19 protein-coding genes are annotated in these 23,951 nt (G+C 69.2%); 11 read left to right on the top strand and 8 right to left on the bottom strand.

Translation table 11 applies throughout. The features are described from left to right. Position 1: 1 nt before the first annotated feature. The 4 genes from GNT64_RS10110 (at position 2) to GNT64_RS10095 (ending at position 4,403) form a co-directional block, all read left to right on the top strand. Complete coding sequence (locus tag GNT64_RS10110; protein ID WP_156679423.1) at positions 2-412, top strand: NlpC/P60 family protein; 411 nt, start codon at positions 2-4, stop codon at positions 410-412. Further along, positions 413-2,614 carry a phage tail protein gene (locus tag GNT64_RS10105; RefSeq protein WP_156679422.1) on the top strand — a complete coding sequence of 734 codons (2,202 nt, stop codon included), beginning with the start codon at positions 413-415 and terminating at the stop codon, positions 2,612-2,614. Next, entirely contained in the window at positions 2,611-3,111 is a 501-nt protein-coding gene (locus GNT64_RS10100) for a DUF2793 domain-containing protein (RefSeq protein ID WP_338420417.1), read from the top strand. The genes GNT64_RS10105 and GNT64_RS10100 overlap by 4 nt, the downstream gene beginning before the upstream one ends. A gap of 200 nt (positions 3,112-3,311) precedes the next feature. Continuing rightward, a complete protein-coding gene (locus GNT64_RS10095; protein WP_156679420.1) occupies positions 3,312-4,403 on the top strand; it encodes an OmpA family protein in 1,092 nt (363 codons plus the stop codon). 441 nt (positions 4,404-4,844) lie between these two features. On the opposite strand, the gene GNT64_RS10090 is transcribed toward GNT64_RS10095, so the two are convergent. Beyond that, entirely contained in the window at positions 4,845-6,632 is a 1,788-nt protein-coding gene (locus GNT64_RS10090) for an ABC transporter transmembrane domain-containing protein (RefSeq protein ID WP_156679419.1), read from the bottom strand. Between the two features lie 129 nt (positions 6,633-6,761). Between GNT64_RS10090 and GNT64_RS10085 the strand changes: the two genes are divergently transcribed. The 3 genes from GNT64_RS10085 to dgcA are packed head-to-tail and all read left to right on the top strand — an operon-like array spanning position 6,762 to position 10,515. Continuing rightward, complete coding sequence (locus GNT64_RS10085; protein WP_156681534.1) at positions 6,762-7,991, top strand: polyhydroxyalkanoate depolymerase; 1,230 nt, start codon at positions 6,762-6,764, stop codon at positions 7,989-7,991. Further along, positions 7,972-9,528 carry a hypothetical protein gene (locus GNT64_RS10080; protein WP_156679418.1) on the top strand — a complete coding sequence of 519 codons (1,557 nt, stop codon included), beginning with the start codon at positions 7,972-7,974 and terminating at the stop codon, positions 9,526-9,528. The genes GNT64_RS10085 and GNT64_RS10080 overlap by 20 nt, the downstream gene beginning before the upstream one ends. Positions 9,529-9,543: 15 nt before the next feature. Continuing rightward, complete coding sequence (dgcA, locus tag GNT64_RS10075) at positions 9,544-10,515, top strand: N-acetyl-D-Glu racemase DgcA (protein ID WP_231639432.1); 972 nt, start codon at positions 9,544-9,546, stop codon at positions 10,513-10,515. Between the two features lie 48 nt (positions 10,516-10,563). Here the strand turns inward: dgcA and GNT64_RS10070 are convergent, their stop codons facing one another. The 3 genes from GNT64_RS10070 to GNT64_RS10060 all read right to left on the bottom strand — a co-directional run bounded on the left by GNT64_RS10070 (position 10,564) and on the right by GNT64_RS10060 (position 12,874). Beyond that, positions 10,564-11,049, bottom strand: coding sequence for a pyridoxamine 5'-phosphate oxidase family protein (locus tag GNT64_RS10070; RefSeq protein WP_156679416.1), 486 nt, complete (start codon positions 11,047-11,049; stop codon positions 10,564-10,566). Between the two features lie 70 nt (positions 11,050-11,119). Continuing rightward, entirely contained in the window at positions 11,120-11,584 is a 465-nt protein-coding gene (locus GNT64_RS10065) for a DUF2721 domain-containing protein (RefSeq protein ID WP_156679415.1), read from the bottom strand. Positions 11,585-11,665: 81 nt separating this feature from the next. Then, positions 11,666-12,874, bottom strand: a complete 1,209-nt coding sequence (locus GNT64_RS10060; protein ID WP_156679414.1) for an LL-diaminopimelate aminotransferase — start codon at positions 12,872-12,874, stop codon at positions 11,666-11,668. 165 nt (positions 12,875-13,039) lie between these two features. On the opposite strand from GNT64_RS10060, the gene GNT64_RS10055 reads away from it, so the two are divergent. The 4 genes from GNT64_RS10055 (at position 13,040) to murA (ending at position 17,765) form a co-directional block, all read left to right on the top strand. Beyond that, on the top strand, positions 13,040-14,773 hold the full coding sequence (locus GNT64_RS10055; RefSeq protein WP_231639510.1) for a PHA/PHB synthase family protein: 1,734 nt from the start codon (positions 13,040-13,042) through the stop codon (positions 14,771-14,773). A gap of 115 nt (positions 14,774-14,888) precedes the next feature. After that, on the top strand, positions 14,889-15,893 hold the full coding sequence (locus GNT64_RS10050) for a phasin family protein (protein ID WP_231639430.1): 1,005 nt from the start codon (positions 14,889-14,891) through the stop codon (positions 15,891-15,893). Between the two features lie 193 nt (positions 15,894-16,086). After that, a complete protein-coding gene (gene clpS, locus GNT64_RS10045) occupies positions 16,087-16,413 on the top strand; it encodes an ATP-dependent Clp protease adapter ClpS (RefSeq protein ID WP_156681531.1) in 327 nt (108 codons plus the stop codon). A 71-nt stretch (positions 16,414-16,484) separates the two neighbouring features. After that, entirely contained in the window at positions 16,485-17,765 is a 1,281-nt protein-coding gene (murA, locus tag GNT64_RS10040) for a UDP-N-acetylglucosamine 1-carboxyvinyltransferase (protein WP_156679413.1), read from the top strand. 44 nt (positions 17,766-17,809) lie between these two features. On the opposite strand, the gene GNT64_RS10035 is transcribed toward murA, so the two are convergent. The 4 genes from GNT64_RS10035 to GNT64_RS10020 all read right to left on the bottom strand — a co-directional run bounded on the left by GNT64_RS10035 (position 17,810) and on the right by GNT64_RS10020 (position 23,838). Beyond that, the gene (locus GNT64_RS10035) at positions 17,810-18,145 is read right to left on the bottom strand and encodes a hypothetical protein (RefSeq protein ID WP_156679412.1); all 336 of its coding nucleotides are present in this window, start codon (positions 18,143-18,145) and stop codon (positions 17,810-17,812) included. 82 nt (positions 18,146-18,227) lie between these two features. Beyond that, the gene (locus tag GNT64_RS10030) at positions 18,228-19,433 is read right to left on the bottom strand and encodes a DUF445 domain-containing protein (RefSeq protein ID WP_422396638.1); all 1,206 of its coding nucleotides are present in this window, start codon (positions 19,431-19,433) and stop codon (positions 18,228-18,230) included. A 126-nt stretch (positions 19,434-19,559) separates the two neighbouring features. After that, positions 19,560-22,631: an efflux RND transporter permease subunit gene (locus tag GNT64_RS10025; protein ID WP_156679410.1), complete on the bottom strand. Its 3,072-nt coding sequence runs from the start codon at positions 22,629-22,631 to the stop codon at positions 19,560-19,562. A 13-nt stretch (positions 22,632-22,644) separates the two neighbouring features. After that, positions 22,645-23,838: an efflux RND transporter periplasmic adaptor subunit gene (locus tag GNT64_RS10020; RefSeq protein WP_156681530.1), complete on the bottom strand. Its 1,194-nt coding sequence runs from the start codon at positions 23,836-23,838 to the stop codon at positions 22,645-22,647. Positions 23,839-23,951 lie beyond the last annotated feature (113 nt).

Raw genomic sequence — 23,951 nt, 5'->3', positions numbered from 1 at the left:
GATGGAGCGGGGTGAGGCGATCGCGCGGGCGGCGCAGGCGTGCGTGGGCGCACCGTTCCGGCCGCAGGGGCGCAATCCGGCGACGGGGCTGGACTGCGTGGGGCTGGTGGCGGTCGCCTGCCGCGATCACCTGTCCGGCACGGCGGTGCCGCGCGCCTATGCGCAGCGCGGCGGCGGGCGCGAGACGATCGTGGCGGCGATCGCGGCGGCGGGATTCGCGCCGATCGATGCCGCCGGGGCGCGAACGGGGGACCTGCTGCTGCTGACGACCGGGCCGGGCCAGTGGCACCTGGCGGTGCTGACGGCCGACGGCTTCGTGCACGCCGATGCACGGCTGCGGCGGGTGACGGAGGTGCCGGGCGCGCCGCCATGGCCGATCGCGGGCGCGTGGCGGATCGACGGGGAGGATTGAATGGCGACCTTGGTGCTCACGACCATCGGCACCGTCATCGGCGGGCCGATCGGCGGCGCGATCGGCGCGGTGCTGGGGCAGCAGGTGGACCAGCGCCTGCTCGGCCCCAGGCGGCAGGGCGCGCGACTGGGCGCGCTGACGGTGCAGACCTCCGCCTACGGCCAGCCCATCCCCAAGCTGTTCGGCACGCTGCGCGTGGCCGGCACGGTGATATGGGCCACCGACCTTCGCGAGGACCGCAGCACATCCGGCGGCGGCAAGGGCAAGCCGAAGACGACGAGCTACAGCTACTCGGCCTCGTTCGCGGTGGCGCTTTCCGGCCGGCCGATCCGCGCGGTGCACCGCATCTGGGCGGACGGCAAGCTGCTGCGCGGCGCCGCCGGCGACTGGAAGAGCGAGACCGGCTTCAGGCTCCACCCCGGCGACGAGGCGCAGGCGATCGACCCGCTGATCGCGGCGGCCGAGGGGGCGGCCGGCACGCCCGCCTATCGCGGCATGGCCTATGCCGTGTTCGAGGACATGCAGCTGGCCGACTTCGGCAACCGCATCCCCTCGCTCACCTTCGAGGTGGAGGCCGATTCGGCGCCAGTGCCGCTCGGCACGATCGCCGGGCTGCTGAGCGACGGCGCCGTCGCCGGCCCGACCGCCGCGACGCTGGGCGGCTATGCGGCGAGCGGCGACAGCGTGCGCGGCGCGATCGAGACGATCGCGCGCGCCATCCCCCTCTCGCTGCGCGACGACGGGACGCGGCTGCTGATCGGCGATACGGTGCCGGCCGCCATGCCGATCGCCGCCGACGAGCTGGGCACGGCGGACGGCGAGGCGCGGGCGGAGCGGCGGCGGGTGGACCGCGCGGCGGCCGGCACGCTGCCCGACGAGGTGACGATCACCTATTACGAGCCGGAGCGCGACTATCAGGCCGGTCTGCAGCGGGCGCGCCGCGGCGGTGGGCCGGGGCGGCGGGTGGAGGCGATCGAGCTTGCCGCGGCGATGGCGGCAGGCGCGGCCAAGGCGGTGGCGGAGCGTCGGCTGGCTGATGCGTGGGACGCGCGCGCCACGGCCAAGGCGACGCTGCCCTGGCGGCGGCTGGACTTGCGGCCCGGCGACACGATCACCGCGCAGGACGGCCGCGTGTGGCGCATCGGCGGCTGGACGCTTGAGAATATGGTGCTGACCCTGACCCTGCGCGCGACGGCGGAGCGTGATCTCTCCGCGATCGTCGCCCAGCCCGGGCGGGCGACGGCCGGCGCCGATGCGGTGCACGGGCCGACCAGCCTGGCGCTGCTCAACCTGCCGCCCGTGGACGACGGCGCGGCCGGGCCGCGCCTGTGGCTCGCGGCGGCGGGCGTCTCACCCGGCTGGCGACGGGCGGCGGTGATCGCCAGCACCGACGGCGGGGCGAGCTGGCAGGAGATCGGCGCGACGGCGGCGCCGGCGATCATGGGCGATGCGCTCACCGTGCTGCCGCCGGACGACACGGCGCTGTTCGACGCGCGATCGTTCGTGGAGGTGGCGCTGCTGAACGAAGCGATGACGCTGCTCTCGCGGGATTGCGACGCGCTGGTGGACGGCGCCAATCTGGCGATGATCGGCGACGAACTGATCCAGTTCGGACAGGCCGACGCGATCGGTGGCGGGCGGTGGCGCCTGTCGGGCCTGATCCGCGGCCGGCGCGGGACGGAGGCGGCCATGAGCGGCCATGCGGTGGGCGATCGCTTCGTGCTGGTGACGGCCGACACGCTGCTGCCGATCGAAGTCCCGCCCGATCGCATCGGCGCGAATGTGCGGGTGATCGCGACCGGGGTGGCCGATGCGGCGGGGGTGGAGAGCGGCGCGATCGCCACCGGCCGGGCGCTGCGGCCGCCATGCCCGGTGCATCTGACGGCGGCGCCGCTGCCGGGCGGCGGCCTGCGCCTCTCCTGGGTCCGCCGCAGCCGCGTCGGCTGGGCATGGACGGACGGCGGCGACGTGCTGCTGGGCGAGGAGACGGAACGCTATCGCGTGACGATCACGCCGAATGCCGGCGCCGCCCGCACCGTCGAGGTGGCTCTGCCGGGTTGCGACTATGACGCGGCGGCGATCGCCGCCGATGGCGCCGGGGCGGCGGATCGCTTCGCCGTTTCGGTAGTGCAGCTTGGCAACCATGGCGCGACGCCGGACGCCGCACGTGCCACGTTCAACCCGATGGGAGGCAGATTGTGACCGAGACGAGTGCCCGCTTCGCCCTGCCGCTGCTGCAGCCTGGCCAGGCACAGAAGGAGCTCTACCATAACGAGGCGCTCGTGCGGATCGATGCGGCGCTGCACGCGCAGGTCGCCGCGACCGCCACCAACGATCCGCCCGCGACGCCCGTTACGGGTTCCTCCTGGATCGTCGGCGCCGCGCCGACCGGAGCGTGGATCGGCCATGCGGGCGAGCTGGCGCATGCGAGCGCCGGTGGCTGGCGCTTCATCGTGCCGGTGGCGGGGATGACCGCGTGGGTGGCCTCGGCCGGCCGGTGGGCGTGGCATGACGGCACCGGGTGGCGCAGCGGCGCACTGCCGACTGGCGGAATTGCGGTGAATGGGCAACAGGTTATCGCCGCCCGGCAGGCCGCCATCGCAGCCCCGGCCGGCGGCACGACAATCGACGCCGAAGCGCGCGCGTGCATTGCCGCGATATTAACCGCAATGCGGGCGCACGGCCTGATAAACAGCTGAGCAGATTTTTTTTGCAGCGCGAGAAACCGTTTTCTTCGAGGTGAGTTCAACGCGCATCTGAGCCGGGGGTCGAACTTGTTCGTTAGCTAATAGCCGCGACTTTTCAGCAACAGATGTGGGACATGCACGCTTGCGCGCCAGTTCCGCTTTGGTTACGTAGCCCGAGGTTTCGAAAGAATCTCGATTGAAAGGGGATTAATATGCGGAAGCTCGCCATTATGGCTGCGCTCGCCACCACGGCGCTGGCAGCGCCGGCCATGGCGCGTGACGGCGCCTGGTATGTGGGTGCGGAAGGCGGCGGCATGATCGTCGAAGATCTGAAATATGATCTGACGAATGCGGCCGGCGTCACGACCAACAATGCCTACAATGTGGACTCGAAGTACGGCTTCGACGTCGACGGCATCATCGGCTACGATTTCGGCATGCTGCGTGTCGAAGGCGAAGTCGGCTACAAGCGCGCCGAGGTCGACGAGATCACGACGGCGACCACCACTGGCGGTCGTGGCGGCGGTCACACCGATGCGCTGAGCTTCATGGTCAACGGCCTGCTCGATTTCGGCAGCGACGATGGCATCAGCGGCTATGTCGGCGGCGGTGCCGGTATCGCCCGCGTGAAGGGCGCGATCAATCGCCTGCGCTCGAACGAGGTCATTCTCATCGACGACAGCGACTCGAAGTTCGCCTGGCAGGCGATCGCGGGTGTCCGCGCGCCGATCACGCAGAACATCGATCTCGGCCTGAAGTATCGCTTCTTCAACGTCGACGACATCAAGGTTGTGGCTGCCAACGGCAACCGCGCCGAGACGCGCTTCCGTTCGCACTCGCTGCTGGCGAGCGTGATGTACAACTTCGGCGAGCCGGCCGCACCGCCGCCGCCCCCGCCGCCCCCGCCGCCGCCGCCGCCGCCGCCGGTGGAAACCCCGCCGCCGCCGCCTCCGGCAGCGCCTGGTCCGTTCATCGTGTTCTTCGACTGGAACAAGTCGAACATCACGACCGAAGCGGCCGGCATCCTGGACAACGCCGCCGCAGCCTACGCCTCGGGCGGTTCGGCTTCGGTCATGCTGGCGGGCCACGCGGACAAGTCGGGCTCCGACTCGTACAACGTCGGCCTCTCGCAGCGCCGTGCGGACTCCGTGAAGGCCTATCTGGCCGGCAAGGGCATCCCGGAGACCGCGCTGTCGACCGAAGCGTTCGGAGAGAGCCGTCCGCTGGTCGAAACCGCCGACGGTGTGCGCGAGCCGCAGAACCGCCGCGTGGAAATCACGTTCGGTCCGGGTTCGGGTCAGTAAGCGACCTACCTCGTTCAAGAAGGGGAGTCGGCGAGAGCCGGCTCCCTTTTTTGTTGTCCTGCGAAGGCAGCTGGGTGTTCAAGCGCAGGGCGGTCTGTGTGGGTGTAGGCTATCTCTCGAGTCGCAGTGACGGCGATCGAGTGGGGTGGGCCTGGACTTTGGCTTGTTCGGGGACGAGGGGCGATCGCCGCTGGCGGCCGATGGTCAGGGTCGACGTGGTTCAGGGTTCGTCGCCGTCCGTGGCAGCGCCTGAGATCGTCGGTCCACTCTGTCCCGTCGGCTTTGTGTCGTAAGCGGTGGATGCTGAAGCGAGTTCAGCATGACGTAGCGTTATAGCGAGGGGAAGTGCGCCGCTGGCATCCCGTATCGGGGCGATCTTCCGGCCTCTCAGCCGAACGCGCCGATCCTCGAACCCGGGATAAGCAGCAGCGTGCGGGCGAGTTATCTGCCGGGGACGGCCAGGCTGCCGTCGAACTGGAGGCGGGCGAGGCGGGCGTAGAGGCCACCTTCCGCGAGAAGACTGTCGTGGGTGCCCTGCTCGACGATGCGGCCCTGATCCATGACGATGATCCGGTCCGCCGCGCGGACGGTGGCGAGGCGGTGGGCGATCACGATGGTCGTCCGGCCAACCATCAGCGCTTCGAGCGCATCCTGAACGAGCCGCTCCGACTCCGCGTCCAGCGCCGACGTGGCTTCGTCCAGCAGCAGCAGCGGCGCGTCGCGCAACACGGCGCGGGCGATGGCGAGGCGCTGGCGCTGGCCGCCGGAGAGGCGGGCGCCGCCCTCGCCCATGAAAGTCTCCAGCCCCTGCGGCAAGGCGCGAAGGAAGCTCGCGGCGTTCGCGGCCTCGGCCGCCGCCCAGATCTCGGCATCGTCGGCGTCCCAGCGGCCGTAGCGCAGATTGTCGCGCGCCGATGCGGCGAAGATCACCATCTCCTGCGGCACCATCGCGATGCGCGCGCGGACATCCTCGGGATCGGCGTCGCGCAACGCCACACCGTCGAGCCGGACGATACCCTCGGCCGGATCGTAGAAACGCTGGGCGAGCTGGATGAGGGTGGACTTGCCGGCACCCGAAGGCCCGACCACGGCCACCATCTCCCCCGGCTGCACGGCGAGGCTGAAATCGTCGAGCGCCTTCACCTCCGGCCGGGTGGGATAGCGGAAGGTGACATGCTCGAACGACAGGCGGCCACGCGCGGGCAGCGGCAGCGGGACCGCCTGAGCGGGTGCGGCGATCGTCGGTCGCTCGGCAAGCAGCTCGGCCAGGCGGCCGGCGGCGCCGGCGCCGCGCAGCAGATCGCCATAGACTTCGGTCAAGGCGCCGAACGCCCCGGCGACGAGGCCGCCGGTGATGACGAACGCCGCGATCGTGCCGCCGGACATGCGCCCCGAGGCGACATCGAGCGCGCCCTGCCACATCACCATCGTGATCGATCCGAACACCAGAGCGATGACGATCGAGGTCATGATCGCGCGCACCCCGATCCGGCGGCGGGCGGTGGCGAAGGCGGCATCGACGGCGGTGCCGAAGCGCGCATCCTCGCGCGCCTCTTGGCCGAACGCCTGCACGATCTTCATCGCGCCGAGCGTCTCGGCGATGATCGCGCCCACGTCGGCGATGCGGTCCTGGCTGTGGCGCGACATCTCGCGCAGGCGGCGGCCCAGCAGCACGATCGGCAGGATCACGATCGGGATGCCCAGCAGCAGCAGGCCGGTGAGCTTGGGCGCGAGGGTGAAGAGGTAGACGATGCCGCCGATACCCATCACGATGTTGCGCAGCGCGATCGACACCGTGGTGCCGACGATCTGCTCGATGATCGAGGTGTCGGCGGTGAGGCGCGAGGCGATCTCCGACGGCCGGTTCTCCTCGAAGAAGGCCGGCGCCAGCGACAGGAGGTTGCGGTAGACGGCGCCGCGAATGTCCACCACCACGCGTTCGCCGAGCCAGGAGACGAAGTAGAAGCGCAGCGCCGTGGCGGCGGCGAGCACCAGCACGATCATCAGCAGGTAACGGAAATAGGGGCTGACATCGCCGCCGCCGGCGATGAAGCCCTTGTCGATCACGCGGCGGAAGCCGCTGGGGATGGCGAGGGTGGCCGAGGCCGCGATCAGCAGGCCAAGCCCAGCCATCGCGATATGGCCGGGATAGCGCGCCGCGAAGCGCCATATGAGCGAGAGGTTGCCCAGCTTGCGGTCTGCGGGGCGGCTGGGGGCGGGATCGGCCATGCGGAACCGCCTAGCAGCGGTCGCGTTGGTCCTCAATGATCCTCCGTATATACGGGTTTGCAGGATTGTAGGCTTAAAGCGTAGACCATGCAGGCATGGCGCGCCCGCCAGTGGCCAGGAAAGTTACAGATGATCTATAACGCGTATGAGTTACAGAGGTCGTTCCTGGCCGGAGCGAGCGCCTTCGCCGACATGGGCGCAAGATGGATGCAGAACCCGGTCAACCCGCTATCCTATGGCGCCGCCGCGCCGATGCTGGCGTCCGGGCTTGACGTGTTCGCTCATGCGTCGGCCTCCCGCGGGAAGCCCGCATTCGGTTTCACCGAGACGATCGTCGATGGCCGCAGCGTTGCGGTTCACGAGGAAGTGGTGCTGCGCAAGCCGTTTGGCCAGCTAAAGCGCTTCGTGCGCGAGGGTGTGGATGGCGGGCCGAAGCTGCTGATCGTGGCGCCCATGTCCGGCCATTATGCGACGCTGCTGCGCGGCACGGTGGAGCGGATGCTGCCGGGCAACGACGTGTACATCACCGACTGGCGCGATGCGAAGATGGTGCCAACCGATGCGGGCCGCTTCGACCTGGACACCTACATCGATTATGTGATCGACTTTCTGCGCCACATAGGGCCGCGCACGCATGTGCTGGCCGTGTGCCAGCCCTCGGTTCCGGCCTATGCGGCGGCGGCGATCATGTCCGCCCGGAATGATCCGGCGCGGCCGGCGACGCTGACGATGATGGGTGGGCCGATCGACACGCGCGAGGCGCCGACCGAGGTGAACACGGTCGCCACCCAGCGCCCGCACGCCTGGTTCGAGCAGAACGTGATCGCGGAAGTGCCCTTCTACTATCCGGGCGCGGGACGGCGGGTCTATCCCGGCTTCCTGCAGCTGGGCGGCTTCATGACGATGAACCTCGGCAACCATCTGAACAGCCACTGGGGCATGTTCAAGCATCTGGTTTCCGGCGACGGTGAGAGTGCCGACCAGACCAAGGCATTCTACGACGAGTATCGCGCCGTGTGCGACATGGCGGCGGAATTCTATCTCGAGACGATCGATGCCGTCTTCCAGCAGCACCTTCTGCCCAAGGGCGAACTGGTCCATCGCGGCGAGCGGGTGGATCCGGCGGCGATCCGCGACATCGCCATTTTGGCCATCGAGGGCGAGCGGGACGACATTTCCGGCATCGGCCAGACCAAGGCGGCACTGACGATCTCTAGCGGGCTGCCGGATCCGCTGAAGAAATATTATCTCGCCGAGTCGGTCGGCCATTACGGCATCTTCAACGGCCGGCGGTGGCGCGAGACGATCGCGCCGGTGGTTGAGGAGTGGATCGCACGGCATGACGCCGCTGCGGCGTAGCGCTGGCCTGCTGTCGGGCGCGCTGCTCCTGCTCGCGTCGCCCGGCGTGGCGGCGATCGGCCGCCAGCCCGCGCCGCTCTCGCCACTGAGCGACGCCGACTTCCGCGCGTTGATGGCGCCTGCACTGACGGCAGCGCAGGCGCAGGACTGCCCGAAAGTCCTCGGGATGATCGATCCCGTTCTGCCGCGGGTCAGCGGTCGCAACCGCAATGCGGCGCAGCTGCTGCGGCTGCCTTGCCTGGTGGCGGCGGGGCGGACCGAGGAGGCGACGGCTGTCTATCGCGAGATCTCCGCCAGCGATCCGCGTAGCGGCCTGATCCGCAGCGTGGGTGTGGTGGTGGCGCTCTCGTCGGGCGATTTCGTCGAGGCCGGCAATCGCCTCGCCAGCCTGGCGGAGGAGGACCCGACCGCGCTGAGCCGGCTGACCGGGACCGTGGCGCGCGGCATCACCCAGGCGCTGACCGAGAGCCGATCCTATGCGGTGCGCGATCGCGTGTTCATCGCGCTGGCCCGCGCGGACTGGCAGCCTCAGGACCGGCCGGAGATGCGTGACGGCCTGGCGCAGGGTGCGATCGACGCGCTGATCGGCGCTGGTCGCAGCGACGAGGCGCTCACCCTGCTGCCGCGTGTCGGGGCGCCGGAACTGCTGGTGGGCATGGCGATGGAGCGCCACTATCAACCGCTCTGGCCCGCGATCGAGACGAGGCTGGGCGATCATGGCGGCACCGCCGTCGACCGTTTCGCTGCCGCGAGGCTCGACGCATTCGCCAGCCGGCCCGACGATCCCGAGAGCCGGCGCGATGCGACGCGCTCCTTTCTGCTGCTGGGCCGCTATGCCGAGGCCAGCGAAACGGCGGCGCCGGCGAGGATCGCCGAGGCGATGGACGACGCCGACGTCACCACCGTCCGCTATGATGCGCAGGCGCTCGCCGCGCAGGGGCGGACGGACGAGGCGCTCGCACGGCTGCGGCCGTTCGCCACGCTCGATCTCGGCAAGAGCCAGAGTGCCGCTAGCGGGCTGGTGAGCCTGGCCGAACTGCTCGACGAGAATGGCCGGGAGGAGGACGCCCTCGCGGTCGCCCGCACGGCGCTGGCGAAGGGCGGGCCGGTTTTGAGCGCGTGGGGTGCGGGCTGGCTGAGGCGGACCGAGGTTTGCGCACTGGCCGCGCTCGGCCGGCGGGACGAGGCCAATCGGCTGGGCGACGCCCTGAAGGCGGATGCGACGCGCAACGAGGCCGCGACGGTGGAAGCCCTGCTCTGCCTGCGACGCAGCGACGAGGCGGCGGCACTGGCGATCGCGACGCTTGCCACGCCCGAGGGGGCGGGGGTGCTGGCCGATCAGTTTCAGCCGGAAGGGGCGCTCTGGGCGCCTGCCCGCTCGCGCCTGCGGGCATTGTGGGTGACGCTGCTCCAGCGCGGCGACGTGAAGGCTGCGTTCGACAAGACGGCACGCATCCTGCCGCAACGCTTCTGGCCGCAGCGCGGCGCCCGCCCGATCCCGCGCATCGCCCGGCCTGACGACGTGCCGGTGACCTGAGCGTTGCACCGGGAGATGACGGTGGCCATCGAGCGGTGGCCGGTGGCCGGTGCCTTCACGATCGCGCGCGGCGCGAAGACGTTCGTCGACGTGGTGGTGGTGACGCTGACCGACGGCGCACATGTCGGTCGCGGCGAGGCGACCGCGATCTATTATCATGGCGAGACGGCCGAGTCGGTGGCTGAGCAAGCGCGGTCGGTGGCGCAGTCGATCGCGGCGGGCGGCGATCGAAGCGCGCTCGCCGGATTGCTGCCGCGCGGTGCCGCGCGCAACGCGGTGGACGCGGCGCTGTGGAGCCTTTCCGCGCACATCGAAGGCGTGCCCGTGTGGCGGAGTGCCGGGCTGCCCGAGCCGTGCCCGCTCACCACCGCCTTCACCCTCTCGGTCGCGGAACCGGCGGCCATGGAGGCGGCGGCGCGTGCGGCGTCGAGTCGCTATCCGCTCCTGAAGCTGAAGCTCGCCGGGGAGGGGGGTGCCGAGCGGGTGGCGGCGGTACGGCGAGGGGCGCCGGACGCACGCCTGATCGTCGACGCCAACGAAGCGTGGACCAACCGAGACCTGCCGGCGGAGATCGCCGCGCTGGTGCCGTTCGGCGTCGAACTTATCGAGCAGCCGGTACGGGCGGGCGAGGATCATCTGCTCGACGGCCTGAACTCGCCGATCATGCTGTGCGCGGACGAAAGCTGTCAGGATCGCGGCGATCTGGCCCGTTGCATCGGGCGCTACGGCGCGATCAACATCAAGCTGGACAAGAGCGGCGGGCTTAGCGAGGCGCTCGTCTTGGCGGAGGAGGCCGCCGCCTCAGGCCTGGAGACGATGGTCGGCTGCATGCTGTCGACATCGCTCGGCGTCGCGCCGGCTTTTCTGCTGGCACAGTCGGCGCGGTGGGTCGATCTCGACGGACCGCTGCTGCTGGCACGCGACAGAGAACCGGGGTTCATCTTCGAGGGCGCGACGATGCGGCCCTCGGCCGATTCTTGGGGTTGAAGTGGAGGCGCCGTCGTGGCGCCTCCACTACTGGTCAGAGGATGCCAGTCACAAGGTCACTTCGGCGACCTTGCCCTCATAGTCCTTCTTCGGATCCCGCCCGAACAGGCGCTTCACGGCGGCGACCATGCTGGAGCCGCTGAGCCAGATCTGCGCGGTCTCCGTATCCAGCCGCAGCAGCGCGATCTTCGGATCGTCCTTGCCGCCCTCGAACCAGGCCGCGACATGCGGGTTCCACAAGCGATCGATCGTCGCCTTGTCGGTCTGCACGGAGAGTTCGCCGTGGATCGTCGCGAACAGATCGTGCCCCTTGGAGGTATAGGTCGCGATCGCGCGATGGGCCTGACCAAGCGCGGACACGATACCATTGTCTTTGCTGGTGAAGAACCACAGCGGTCCGCTGCCGTCCTGCTCGGTAATCGCGGTCATCGGCTGGGTGTGGCCGTCGCGGGCGCCGTCCAGACCGAGCATGATGAACGGGCTCGTCTTCAGCGCGCTCCAGAAGCTGTCTTCGATTTCTGCGTCGGTGGCCATCTGTCGTCTCCGTTGCTGGTCGAGCGGATAACCATGCGTCGGGAGGCAGGTTCCGCGTTTCCGCCGACAGCTAGCGTCGCAGCTTGCGCTCCAGCAGATCGTCGCTGATGCGGATCGCGCGATAGGCGACACGCACCTCGACGAGGAAGACGAGCAGGCCGGCGACCAGCAGCAGCATTGCCAGCACGAAGCCAACCGCCATCGTGCGCGCGAAGCCCAGCCGGGCGAGGTCCGCCACGAACAGGCCGGCCACCACGAAGCAGATCATCAGCGCGCTGGCCGTGCACAGCCAGATGGCGATGCTGGCGAGCCGGATGCGGCGATCGAGCACGCGCAGCTCGCGCACCCGCTCGATCCGGTCGCCGACGTCTTGGCGGTGCTGGTCGGCGAGGAAGCGGGCGCGATCCACCACGCGGCCCAGCCGGCCGGTCAGCACGTTGAGGAAGCTGCCGATGCCTGCCAGCATGAACACCGGCGCCACCGCCAGCTGGATGGTGTGGGCGATATCCGAGATCTGGGCGACGGGACCTGCCATCGCCGGACGGTGCGGCGATGGCTGGGGCGCGTCAAGCGGCGTCGCGATGCCTCGCGACGCCGCGGGATCAGGCGCCCGCCCTCACGCCGCACCCTGCGCCGGCGTGTTGACGCCCATGCTCTGCAGATAGCGCTTCACGTTGCGCGCGGCCTGGCGGATGCGCTGCTCGTTCTCCACCATGGCGATGCGGACATGGCCTTCGCCCTCCTCGCCATAGCCGACGCCCGCCGCCACCGCGACGCCGGCATGGGTGAGCAGCTGCTTGGAAAACTCCAGACTGCCGAGATGCGCGAGCGCCGGCGGCAGCGGCGCCCACGCGAACATGGATGCGCGCGGCACCGGAATATCCCAGCCGGCGCGGCCGAAGCTCTCCACCATCACGTCGCGACGGCGCTTGTAGAGCTGCCGGTTCTTCTCGACGATATCCTGCGGCCCGTTGATCGCGGCGACGGCGGCCGCCTGGATCGGCGTGAAGGCGCCGTAATCGAGATAGCTCTTCACGCGGGTGAGCGCCGCGATCAGCGTCTTGTTGCCGACCGCGAAGCCGATCCGCCAGCCGGCCATGCTGTACGTCTTGGAGACGCTGGTGAACTCAACCGCCACGTCCTTGGCGCCGGGCACCTGCAGGATCGAGGGCGTCGGGCAATCGTCATAGTAGAGCTCGGAGTAGGCGAGGTCCGAGAGCACCCAGATCCTGTTCTCCTTCGCCCAGGCCACCAGCCGCTCGTAGAAGGCGAGATCGACCACCTCGGCGGTGGGATTGGACGGATAGCCGACCACCAGCACAGACGGTTTGGGCACGGTGAACTTCACCGCGCGATCGAGCGACTCCCAGTAATGCTCGTCCGGCGTGGTCGGCACAGAGCGGATCGTGGCGCCGGCGATGATGAAGCCGAACGTGTGGATCGGGTAGGACGGATTCGGCGCCAGGACGACGTCGCCCGGTGCGGTGATCGCCTGGGCGAGGTTCGCCAGCCCCTCCTTGGAGCCGAGCGTCACCACCACCTCGCTGTCCGGATCGAGATCGACGCCGAAGCGGGTGCCGTAATAGTTCGCCTGCGCGCGGCGCAGCCCGGGGATGCCCTTCGACGCCGAATAGCCGTGCGCATCGGGCTTGCGCGCGACCTCGCACAATTTGTCGATCACGTGCTGCGGCGGCGGCAGATCGGGGTTGCCCATGCCGAGATCGATGATGTCCTCGCCGCGCGCGCGCGCTGCTGCCCGCATCGCGTTCACTTCGGCGATGACATAGGGCGGCAGGCGTTTGATGCGGTAGAAATCCTCGGACATGATCGTGCCTCAGCGGTTTTTCTTGGCGGCGCGGCGGGGATCGCCCATGATCGCGGCCGATGCCGCTATAGGCCCGGAAGGATGGCTTTGTCAGCGGCCAAGGGCGCGGAGAGGAGAGGCGAGATGGCGGACGATGCCGGAACCACCGAACGGGAGGCGGCGCCGATGCCGTCGCTGAACGATCTCCAATATTGGACCGGCATGATCGGGCGCGCCCAGCAGATGATGCTGGAGGCGCTGAGCGAGGCGACGATGAAGGCGGAGGCGGAGGGCGCCTCGGGCGGGGCTGCGCCGGCGCTGCCCGCGCTCGTCGATGCGGCGGGCGTGGCGCACATGCAGGCCGATTTCTGGCAGCGCAGCGCCGATCTGTGGCAGCGCTTCCTGCAACCCGGCGGCGATCCGCACCCGCTGGCGGCTGCGGCGGATGCCGATCGCCGATTCTCCTCGCCGCACTGGCGGGATTCGCCGGTGTTCGACATGATCCGGCAGAGCTACCTGATGATCGCCGACCATATGCTGAAGAGCGTCGAGGCGCTCGACGGCGTGGACGAGCGGCAGCGCGAGCAGCTGCGCTTCGCCACCCGCTCCTTCACCGACGCCATGAGCCCCTCCAACTTCTTCCTTACCAACCCGCAGGTGCTGGAGCGGACGTTCGCGACAAAGGGCGCGAACCTGCTGAAGGGCCTGGAATATATGCTGACCGACCTGAAGAAGGGGCAGCTGACCCACACCGATCCGAACGCGTTCGAGGTGGGCCGCAACGTGGCCGCGACGCCCGGCAAGGTCGTCAAGGAGACGCCGCTCTACCAGCTGATCCAATATTCCCCGACGACGGAGACGGTGTACGAGACGCCGCTCGTCATCTTCCCGCCGTGGATCAACCGCTTCTACATCCTCGATCTCAACCCGCAGAAGAGCTTCATCCGCTGGGCGGTGGAGCAGGGGCTGACCGTGTTCGTCGTCTCCTGGAAGTCGGCCGACGCCAGCCTGATCGGCGTGACGATGGAGGATTACGTCCTGCGCGGCCAGCTGGACGCGATCGAGACCGTGCGCGACCTGCTTGGCGTGGAGGCCGTGCATACGATCGGCTACTGCGTGGCCGGCACCAACCTGGCCGCGCTGCTCGCATGGCTGGCAGCGCGCGGCGAGGCGGGCAAGGTGGCGAGCGCCACCTTCTTCACCGCCCAGGTGGATTTCAGCCGATCCGGCGACCTGAAGGTCTTCATCGACGACGAGCAGATGAAGATGATCGAGGCGATCGCCGGCGACGCCGGCTATCTCGACGGCCGCTACATGGCCGTGACGTTCAACCTGCTGCGCGGGCGCGACCTGATCTGGAGCTACGTCGTCAACAATTACCTGATGGGCGAGGATTATCCGCCGTTCGATCTGCTGCACTGGAACAGCGATACCACCAACCTGCCGCTGAAATGGCATCAGGCCTATCTGGCCGACCTCTATCGCGACAACAAGCTGGTGGAGCCGGGCGCGATCACGCTGGACGGCACGCCGATCGACCTGACGAAGGTGGAGACGCCATCTTATATCCAGGCCGGGCGCGAGGACCATATCGCGCCGGCGGAGAGCGTGTGGAAGATCACCGACCATTTCCGCGGACCGCTGCGCTTCCTCCTCGCCGGATCCGGCCATATCGCCGGCGTGGTGAACCCGCCCATCAGCAAGAAGTACCAATATTGGATCAATGAGGCGAAGGTCGGATCGCTGGACGAGTTCATCGCCGGCGCCACCGAGACCAAGGGCAGCTGGTGGCCGGACTGGATCGCGTGGATCGATCGACTTGGATCGGGCCACGTGGATGCCGCGGGTGCGCGCATTCCGGGAGCCGGCAAGCTTCCCGCGATCGAGGATGCGCCTGGACGATATGTTCGCATGCGGTGAGCCGTGCTGACGTGGCGATGAACCGAGCCTAACTGTCATGCTGCGGTGCAACATCACCTTGCAATAAGGTGGTGACTTGCATATTGTGCAACGCAACATGACGCGGAGGCGAGGGATGAGCGAGGCTAGTGATCATGGCGGGAAGGGTGGCCGCAAGCCGCCTGTACGGCCTGCCGCCAAGTCCATCGTCAAGGCTGTCGCGCAACCGGCTAAGTCCGCTGCTGCTCCAGTGGTCCCTGCACCCGAGCCCGTGCCCGTCGTGTCGATGAGCCATGAGCCTGCGCCGACGAACAGCCCGCTCCCGGCTGCAACCATTCCCCAGGCACCGCCGCTCGCTGCGGCGCCTGCCAAGGCCGAGCCGGCGATGAGCGCGATCGAGGTCGCAGCCGCGCCGGAGCCGACGCTTGAGGAAAAGATCGCGTCCGCAGTCGCGCCAGTCGCGCCGGCGGACGAACCGGCGCCGCTTCCGGACGCCGAACCATCGCCAGTGCCGGCACCTGCCGCTGCTGAGACGACAGCGGCTCCGACACCCGTTGCCGCCCCCGAAGCGGATCCGGTCGCGACCGAATCCGGCAAGCCCGAACCGATTGTTCGCCCGCAAACCCCATCCGTCGCAGCGTTCATGTTCGCGCCGGCCATGACCAAAGGACTGTTCGATATGGCTACCACGTTCGATTCCGCCACCGCCGCTCCCGCCGTCGCCACCGAGAAGATGAAGGCCGTGTTCGGCGGCCTCAACGATCGCGCCAAGACCGCGATGGAGAAGAGCGCCAAGCTCGGCGAAGAGATGACCGAGCTGACCAAGGGCAATGTCGAGGCGCTCGTCGCGTCCGGCAAGGTCGCCGCCAAGGGCGCCGAGACGATGGCGCAGGAAGCCGCCGAATATGGCAAGAAGAGCTTCGAGAGCGCGACCGCCATGTTCAAGAGCCTGGCTTCCGCCAAGAGCCCGACCGAGCTGTTCCAGCTGCAGAGCGAGTTCGCCAAGTCCTCGTTCGACAGCGCCGTCGCCGAGGCGTCGAAGCTGAGCGAGGCCTGGGTGAAGCTGGCCGGCGAGATGGTGCAGCCGATCTCGAACCGCTACGCCGTTGCCGCCGAGAAGCTGAAGGCCGCCGCGCTCTGATCCCGCACGCGCCGGCCGCGCCGGCGCATCGCGATCGACGGCCGCTTCCCTCGCGGGAAGCGGCCGTTCGTACGTTCCCGCAAGCTCGTCCGGTGTCTCGGACCTTGCCCTCGCGCCACGCATTGCCATATCCTCGCACGAACCCTTGGAGACGAGCGATATAATGGCCGCGGCCACCCCGATGATTCACGCGATGGCGGGACGCAAGGATGCCGACGATGGCCAGTCCGGCCTCGGCGTCGCCACGCGCACGCGCACGCGCACGAAGAAGCCGCAGCCCTACAAGGTGCTGATGCTGAACGACGACTATACGCCGATGGAGTTCGTCGTCCTCTGCCTCCAGCGCTTTTTCCGCATGAGCATCGAGGATGCGACGCGGGTTATGCTGCACGTCCACCAGAAGGGCGTCGGCGTGTGCGGCGTGTTCAGCTACGAGGTGGCCGAGACGAAGGTGGGGCAGGTGATCGATTTCGCCCGCCAGAACCAGCATCCGCTGCAATGCACGCTGGAGAAGGCCTGACTGCTCTCGCCCAGGGCTCTCCTTACCCTACGTCGCCTTGCAAGGCCGGGCGGAGCCGATAGAAGCGCCCGATGGACAAGATCATCATCAGGGGCGGCAAGCGCCTTTCGGGCCGTCTGCCTGTCTCCGGCGCCAAGAATGCGGCGCTCACCCTGCTGCCCTGCGCGCTGCTGACGGACGGGCCGCTCACTCTCGGCAACCTGCCGCGGCTGGCCGATGTCGACAGCTTCGGCCACCTGCTGAACGAACTCGGCGTCTCCACCACCGTGAAGCGCGCGCCGGGCGAGGATTACGCCCGCCAGATGACGCTCAATGCGGAGCGGATCGCCGCCACCGTCGCACCCTACGATATCGTGCGGAAGATGCGCGCCTCCATCCTGGTGCTCGGCCCGCTGCTGGCACGCGCGGGTGAGGCGACGGTGTCGCTGCCGGGCGGCTGCGCGATCGGCAACCGCCCGATCGACCTCCACCTGAAGGCGCTGGAAGCGCTTGGCGCGGAGATAGAGTTCGCCGCCGGCTACGTCCGCGCGATCGCGCCCGATGGCGGCCTGCGGGGCGGACGCATCGTCTTTCCCGTCGTGTCGGTGGGCGCCACCGAGAACGCCCTGATGGCCGCCGTGCTGGCCAAGGGCGAGACCATCATCGACAATGCCGCCCGCGAGCCGGAGATCACCGATCTCGCGCGATGCCTGGTCGCTATGGGCGCGGGGATCGAGGGGATCGGCACGGAGCGGCTCGTCGTCCACGGCGCCGATCGCCTGCACGGCGCCGACTATAACGTGATGCCCGATCGGATAGAGGCCGGCAGCTACGCCTGCGCCGCCGCGATCACCGGCGGCGAGATCGAGCTGGCAGGCGCCCGCGCCGAGGACATGACCGCGATCCTCGCCGGGCTCGAGGAGGCCGGCGCATCGGTGACGATCGGCGAGGACGGGATACGGGTTGGCGTGGACGGTCGGCTGAAACCGCTGACGATAGCGACCGCGCCGTTCCCCGCCTTTCCCACCGACATGCAGGCGCAGTTCATGGCGATGGTCGCGCTGGCCGACGGCGCGAGCGTGTTCACCGAGACGATCTTCGAGAATCGCTACATGCACGTGCCGGAACTCGCCCGCATGGGGGCGGACGTGCAGGTGCGCGGACGCACGGCCGTGGTGCGCGGCGTGGAGGGGCTGATCGGCGCCGAGGTGATGGCGACCGACCTGCGCGCCTCGATGAGCCTCGTGCTGGCGGGGCTGGCGGCGGAGGGCGAGACGCAGGTCCATCGCGTCTACCATCTCGATCGCGGCTACGAGCGGCTGGAGGAGAAGCTCTCCGGCGTGGGCGCCGATATCGAGCGCGCGTCCGACTGAGGCGTGTCGCCGCCGCCCGCTCGGGGCGGCGGCGCACCGGCGGCTTAGAGCTTCAGGTGGTTCTTGCCGCGCTGGGCGTCATGCTTCTGGTGCAGGATGGCGCGGTTCGCCTGATCCTGCCGCGCGTGCAGGATGCGCTTGTCGCGGGCGGTGAGCTTGCCGTGGTTGCGCGCACGCATCCGATCCTCCTCGCGCTTGATCGCGGCCTGCTGCGCTTTCAGCCGCGCCGCTTCGGAGCGGGTGAGCTTGCCGGATCGCTTGCCGGCGTCGATCCGCCGCTCCTGGTTCACCTGGCGCAGATTGACCGGGCCTTCCGCCGAGGCGGCGATGCTGCCGAAGGCCAGCGCGCCCAGCGCGGCGGTTGCGATGATGAGCTTCATATCTTCTACTCCTGCGGGGCGGGCGATCACGCCCGTCGCGGAGAAAACCCCCTACGGCCGCGAAAGTCCCATCCGCCGTCGATCAGAGCAGCAGGTCGATCGCGTGGAGCGCCAGGCCCACCAGCCCGCCGACGATCGTGCCGTTGATCCGGATATATTGCAGGTCGCGCCCTACCGCCGACTCCAGCCGGCCAGTGATGGTGCGCGCATCCCAGCCGCGGATCGTATCCGATACCAGCCGCACGATCGCGTCGCCGTAGCTCGCCACCGTGCCCACCATCGCGCGGCGCGCGAACTGGTTGATCGTGTGACGCAGCCGCGCATCCTGCTGCAGCGTGTCGCCAAGCTGGCGCAGCGCCTCGCCGAACTTGCCCGCCATCGTCGCCTGCGGGTCGCGCGCCGCGCGCAGCAGCCCGGCGCGCGCACTCTCCCACAGGCCGTCGATCCACCGCGTGATCGCCGGGTTGGCGAGGATCTCGTCCCGCAGCCGGGCGACCTTGGCCTGCATCTCCGGATCGTGCTGCAGATCGTCGGCCAGCCGGGCCAGCGCCTCCTCCGCCTTGGCGCGCAGGGGGTGGGCCGGATCGGCGACGATCTCGTCGACCAGCCGGCGCAAGCCATCGACGATCGAGTTGGCGAGCTTCTCGTCCAGCCCGGTCCAGCGCATGATCGCGCCGGCGCGCTTGCTCACCATCGCGCGGACGAGGCCCTCGTTCGCGTCCAGGGTGCGCCCCACCCAGACGATCACCGAATCGAGCAGCGGCACGTGCCGGTCCTCGGCCATTGCCGCGCCCAGCGCCTGGCCGATCATCGGCGAGACGTCCAGCGCCCGCAGCCGCGTGGCGATCGCCCCCTTCACCATGCCGCCGAGCCGCTCCTGATCGAGCGCCTCCAGCACGTTCGCGACGAGGCGCGAGGCGCCCTCCCGCAGCCGCCCCTGGCTCTCCGGCGGCTGGGCGAGGAAGCGGCCGGCGGCGGTGGCGAGGTCCAGCCTTCGCATCCGCCGCGCGACGATGGAGGCGGTGAGGAAGTTCTCGCGCAGGAAGGTGGCGAGATTGTCGCCGATGCGATCCTTGTTGCGCGGGATGATGGCGGTGTGCGGGATTGGCAGGCCCAGTGGATGACGGAACAGGGCCGTCACCGCGAACCAGTCCGCCAGCCCGCCCACCATCGCCGCCTCGGCAAAGGCGCGCACGAAGCCCCAGGCGGGATGCGCGCCGATCAGCGCGCGGGCGAGCAGGTAGAGCCCGGCCATCGCCACCAGCAGGCCGGTCGCCACCACCCGCATGCCCTGCACGCCACCCTGCGCGGGGTTGAAGCGATCCAGGCCGCTGGCGCGCAGGATGTTCATCGAAGGCGCTCGGGCAGGATCGTCACGCCGCTAGAATGACCATGCCGACAGATGGTTCAATCGCTACTCGGCCGGCATCGGCGCGGGCGCGGGCTCGCGCGGCTCGTTGTTGGTCAGGCGCCGGCCGAGGCGCGGGCCGAGCCACTCCTCCAGCCCCACCGCCAGGCTGAACGTGGCGGGCACGATCACCAGGGTCAGGATCGTGGAGAGCAGCAGGCCGCCGATCACGGTGATGCCCATCGGCGCCCGCCAGCTGCCGTCGCCGGACAGGCTGAGCGCGATCGGCACCATGCCGGCGACCATCGCCACCGTCGTCATCACGATCGGCTGGGCGCGCTTGTGGCCGGCATCCAGGATCGCCTGTTCGCGTGGCACGCCCTTGCCCATCTCCTCCAGCGCGAAATCCACGAGCAGGATCGAGTTCTTGGCGACGATGCCCAGCAGCATCAGCAAACCGATCATCACCGGCATCGACACGGCCTGCCCGGTGAGGTGCAGCGCCACCGCGCCGCCCAGCGGTGCCAGCAGCAGCGAGCCCATGTTGACGAAGGGCGGCATCACCCGCTTGTAGAGCAGCACCAGCACCGCGAACACCAGCAGGGTGCCGGAGACGACCGCGACGATGAAGTTCTTGACGAGCTCCGCCTGCCACTTGCTGTCGCCGAACTTCACCCGCTCCACTCCGGCCGGCAGGTTCTTCATCGCCGGCAGCGCCTCGATCTTCGGGTTGGCGACGCCCGCCTCCGCGCCGGGCGCCAGATCCGCGCCGATGACGATGCGCCGCGTCTGGTTGTAGCGGCGCAGCTGCGAGGGGCCGGCGCCGAAGCCGATATCGGCCACCACCTTCAGCGGCACCGATCCGCCCATCGCCGTCGGCACCGGCAGATTCTCGACCGTGGAGAGGTTGCGCCGCGCATTCTCGTTGATCGCGACGCGGATCGGGATCTGGCGATCGGCCAGCGAGAATTTGGCGACGTTCTGGTCGATGTCGCCCAGGGTCGCGATGCGGATCGTCTGGCTGAGGGCCGAGGTGGTGACGCCCATGTCGGCCGCCAGATCGAAGCGCGGGCGAATCACGATTTCCGGCCGCTGGAGATCGCCGTCCACGCGCGGGCTGCGCAGTTCGGGGATGCCGCGCATGCCGTCCACCACCTTCAGGGCGGTGGCGTTCAGCTGATCCGGATCGTCGCCGGCCAGCATGATCGTGATGTCGCGGCCAAGGCCCCCGCTCTGCGACTGGAACGTCACGCGCGCATCGGGGATGGCGGCCAGCTTGGGCGCCAGCGCCCGCTCCACCTCGATGCTGGTGCGCTTCCGCTTGTGATCCAGGGTCACGTAGATCTCGCCCGAACCCACCTCGATATCGGAGAAGGCGGCCGTCACCTCGGGCGCCGACTTCAGCACGGCGGTCGCCTCGTCGGCCACGTACGTCGTCTGGTTCAGGGTGGAGCCCGGCACCATCTGGATCTTCACCTGGCTGTAATCGGTGTTGATCGTCGGCTGGAAGTTGAACGGCAGCGTGGCGAAGGCGGCGATCGTCAGCAGGAAGGCGAGGCCGCCTGCCGCCAGCGTCCACCAGCGATACCGTAGCGAGACGGAGAGCAGCGCCATGTAGCGGCGCATCAGCCAGTTCTCGCCGTGCGGCGCATGGCCGTGCGCCTTCAGGAAATAAGCGGCGACCATCGGCGTGATGAGGCGCGCGACGGCCAGGCTCAGCAGCACCGCCGCCACGATCGTGAGGCCGAAATTCTTGAAGAACTGGCCGGATATGCCGGGCATGAGGCCGACCGGCAGGAACACCGCGACGATCGCCATCGTCGTCGCCAGCACCGCCAGGCCGATCTCGTCGGCGGCGTCGATCGACGCCTGGTACGCCGTCTTGCCCATGCGCATGTGGCGGACGATATTCTCGATCTCCACGATGGCGTCGTCCACCAGCACGCCCGCCACTAGGCTGAGGGCGAGCAGGCTGAGCCCGTTCAGCGTAAATCCCATGAGATCCATCGCCCAGAAGGCGGGGATCGCCGACAGCGGGATGGCGAGTGCCGAGATCAGGGTCGCCCGCCAGTCCCGCAGGAACAGGAACACCACGAGCACCGCCAGCACGGCGCCCTCGATCATCGCGTCGATCGCCGAATGGTACTGGCTGCGGGTGTAGTCGACGCTGGTGTAGAGCTGGGTGAAGTGGATCTTCGGGTTCTGCTGCTTGATCTTGTCGAGCGCCTTCATGCCCTCTTCGTAGACGGTCAGGTCCGAATAGCCCTTGGCCTTGACCAGGCTGAAGCTCAGCACCTGCCGCCCGTTCATCTTCGAGAGGCTGCGCTGCTCGGCGTAGAGATCGCGCACCTCGGCGATGTCGGACAGCTTCACCGTGCGGCCGTTGCCGACCGAGATGAGCTTCTGCCCTAGCGCATAGGCATCCTGCGCGTTGCCCAGCACGCGGACGGACTGCTCGGAACCGGCGATCTCCGCCCGGCCGCCGGCGGCGTTCACGTTCGTCTGCCGCAGCTGCGCGTTCACCTGGCTGGCGGTGATGCCCTGCGCCTGCATGCGGGCGGGATCGAGGATGACGCGGATCTCGCGCGTCACGCCGCCGCCGCGCTTCACCTGCGCCATGCCGGGCACGGCCAGCAGCCGCTTGGCGATCGTGTTGTCGACGAACCAGCTCAGCTGCTCCAGCGACATGTCGACCGCCTCGACCGAGAAATAGGCGATCGGCCCGCCGTCGATATCGACGCGCACGATCTGCGGCTCGAGTATGCCTTCGGGCAGATCGCTGCGGATGCGGGCGACGGCCTCGCGCACGTCGGTCACGGCGCGATCGACCGGCGTGCCGATCGAGAATTGCACGGTGGTGGTCGACGATCCCTCGCTGACGAAGGAGGAGAGCTCGTCCACGCCGTTGATGCCGCGCACCGCCGCCTCGACGCGCTGCGTCACCTGCGTCTCCAGCTCGGTCGGCGCGGCGCCGGGCTGGGTGACGATCACCTGCGCCGCCGGGAAGCTGACGTCCGGATTGTTGTTCACGTCCATGCCCATGAACGCGACGATGCCGGCCAGGGTCAGCGCCACGAACAGCACGATCGGCGGCACCGGATTGCGGATCGCCCAGGCCGATATGTTGCGGAAGTTCATGGCCGCTGCCTTCTCAGCCGCGCGCGGCGGCACGGACGGGGATCACCTTGTCGCCCGGATTCAGGAAGGCGCCGGCCGAGAGCACGACGCGCTCGCTGCCCGCCAGTCCGGACAGCACGGTGATGCCGCTGTCGGAGACCTCGCCCACCTTCACCGCCCGCCGCTGCACCGCGTTGGCGCCATCGATCACATAGACGAAATTGCCCGTCGCATCGCTCTGCACCGCCGATTCCGGCAGCAGCGGCGCATCCACCGATCCGCTGCGGATCGTCGCGGCGGCGAAGCCGCCGGGGCGCAAGGCGGGGTCGTAGCGCAGGGCGATGCGGGCCACGCCCTGGCGGGTCTGCGCATCGATCACCGGCGACATCTGCCAGATCTCGCCGCGGAACGGCCGGCTGCTGCCGATCGGCGTCACGTCGGCGGGCGCCCCCACCCGCAGCCGCGCGAGATCCTGCTCGGCAAGGCGCGCGGCAAGCTCCATCTCGCCGCCCTTGGCCAGACGGAACAGCGTGCCGCTGGCGGAGCTGACGACCTGCCCCGGCTCCACCGCGCGGGTGAGCACCAGGCCGGCGGCCGGCGCCTTCACCGCCAGCCGGCCGATGCGCGCGCCCGCCTCGCCATATTGCGCCTGCGCCACCTTGACGCGCGCGTTCGCCGCGTCGCGCGTGGCCGTCTTGCGATCGATGTCGGCCTTGGAGATGAAGCCGCGCGCCACCAGCGCCCTGGCCCGGTCCAGCTCCGACTGGGCGAGAGCGGCGTCGGCCCGCGCCACCGTGATCGCGGCGGCCAGCGAGGCGCCTTCCTGCACCTGAACCGATCGATCGATCGTCGCCAGCACCTGACCGGCGGCGACCCAGTCGCCCGGTTCGACCAGCACCTGCGAGATCATGCCGCCCTCGCCGGCGACACCCACCGGCATCTCCCGCCGGGCGGCGAGCGAGCCGGTGGTGCTGATCTGCCCGGCGACGGACTGGTGGCCGGGCACGATAAAGGTGACGCGCGGCAGTGGCGAGGCGGCGGGCGCCGCAGCCTTGCCGCCGCCACGCAGCAGCAAAAATCCGCCGACCAGCGCGATCGCGATCACGGCGAGCACGATCAGCCACAGCCGGTTGCGCCCGCCGCCGGGGGCGAAGCGCGCGAACCGGCGCGGCTCGTCCACGGCCGGCTCCGCCGCGCGATCGCCCGCAAATCCCTGTTCGATATTCATCACGCCCGCTCTTTCCGCGCTCACGACCGCTCTCCCGACCGGACGGGCGCTGTATTAGCTTAATAAGGCACCGGCCTCAAGATGTCCCGGGCGCCGAGTCGGACAGCGAGGAT

Origin of the sequence: Sphingomonas profundi (assembly GCF_009739515.1) — a bacterium.
Classification (GTDB): domain Bacteria; phylum Pseudomonadota; class Alphaproteobacteria; order Sphingomonadales; family Sphingomonadaceae; genus Alterirhizorhabdus; species Alterirhizorhabdus profundi.
Note: the sequence above shows the minus strand (reverse complement) of the source record. Positions and strands in the feature narration are given on the sequence as shown.

Excerpts from the sequence above, each read along its gene's own strand:
- GNT64_RS10055 (WP_231639510.1), top strand. The coding sequence starts at position 13,040 with ATGCCGTCGCTGAACGATCTCCAATATTGGACCGGCATGATCGGGCGC.
- GNT64_RS10065 (WP_156679415.1), bottom strand. The coding sequence starts at position 11,584 with ATGGCAGGTCCCGTCGCCCAGATCTCGGATATCGCCCACACCATCCAG.
- dgcA (WP_231639432.1), top strand. The coding sequence starts at position 9,544 with ATGACGGTGGCCATCGAGCGGTGGCCGGTGGCCGGTGCCTTCACGATC.
- GNT64_RS10095 (WP_156679420.1), top strand. The coding sequence starts at position 3,312 with ATGCGGAAGCTCGCCATTATGGCTGCGCTCGCCACCACGGCGCTGGCA.
- GNT64_RS10060 (WP_156679414.1), bottom strand. The coding sequence starts at position 12,874 with ATGTCCGAGGATTTCTACCGCATCAAACGCCTGCCGCCCTATGTCATC.
- GNT64_RS10050 (WP_231639430.1), top strand. The coding sequence starts at position 14,889 with ATGAGCGAGGCTAGTGATCATGGCGGGAAGGGTGGCCGCAAGCCGCCT.
- GNT64_RS10025 (WP_156679410.1), bottom strand. The coding sequence starts at position 22,631 with ATGAACTTCCGCAACATATCGGCCTGGGCGATCCGCAATCCGGTGCCG.
- GNT64_RS10090 (WP_156679419.1), bottom strand. The coding sequence starts at position 6,632 with ATGGCCGATCCCGCCCCCAGCCGCCCCGCAGACCGCAAGCTGGGCAAC.
- GNT64_RS10085 (WP_156681534.1), top strand. The coding sequence starts at position 6,762 with ATGATCTATAACGCGTATGAGTTACAGAGGTCGTTCCTGGCCGGAGCG.
- GNT64_RS10070 (WP_156679416.1), bottom strand. The coding sequence starts at position 11,049 with ATGGCCACCGACGCAGAAATCGAAGACAGCTTCTGGAGCGCGCTGAAG.
- GNT64_RS10035 (WP_156679412.1), bottom strand. The coding sequence starts at position 18,145 with ATGAAGCTCATCATCGCAACCGCCGCGCTGGGCGCGCTGGCCTTCGGC.
- GNT64_RS10110 (WP_156679423.1), top strand. The coding sequence starts at position 2 with ATGGAGCGGGGTGAGGCGATCGCGCGGGCGGCGCAGGCGTGCGTGGGC.
- murA (WP_156679413.1), top strand. The coding sequence starts at position 16,485 with ATGGACAAGATCATCATCAGGGGCGGCAAGCGCCTTTCGGGCCGTCTG.
- GNT64_RS10105 (WP_156679422.1), top strand. The coding sequence starts at position 413 with ATGGCGACCTTGGTGCTCACGACCATCGGCACCGTCATCGGCGGGCCG.
- clpS (WP_156681531.1), top strand. The coding sequence starts at position 16,087 with ATGGCGGGACGCAAGGATGCCGACGATGGCCAGTCCGGCCTCGGCGTC.
- GNT64_RS10080 (WP_156679418.1), top strand. The coding sequence starts at position 7,972 with ATGACGCCGCTGCGGCGTAGCGCTGGCCTGCTGTCGGGCGCGCTGCTC.
- GNT64_RS10030 (WP_422396638.1), bottom strand. The coding sequence starts at position 19,433 with ATGCGGGTGGTGGCGACCGGCCTGCTGGTGGCGATGGCCGGGCTCTAC.
- GNT64_RS10020 (WP_156681530.1), bottom strand. The coding sequence starts at position 23,838 with ATGAATATCGAACAGGGATTTGCGGGCGATCGCGCGGCGGAGCCGGCC.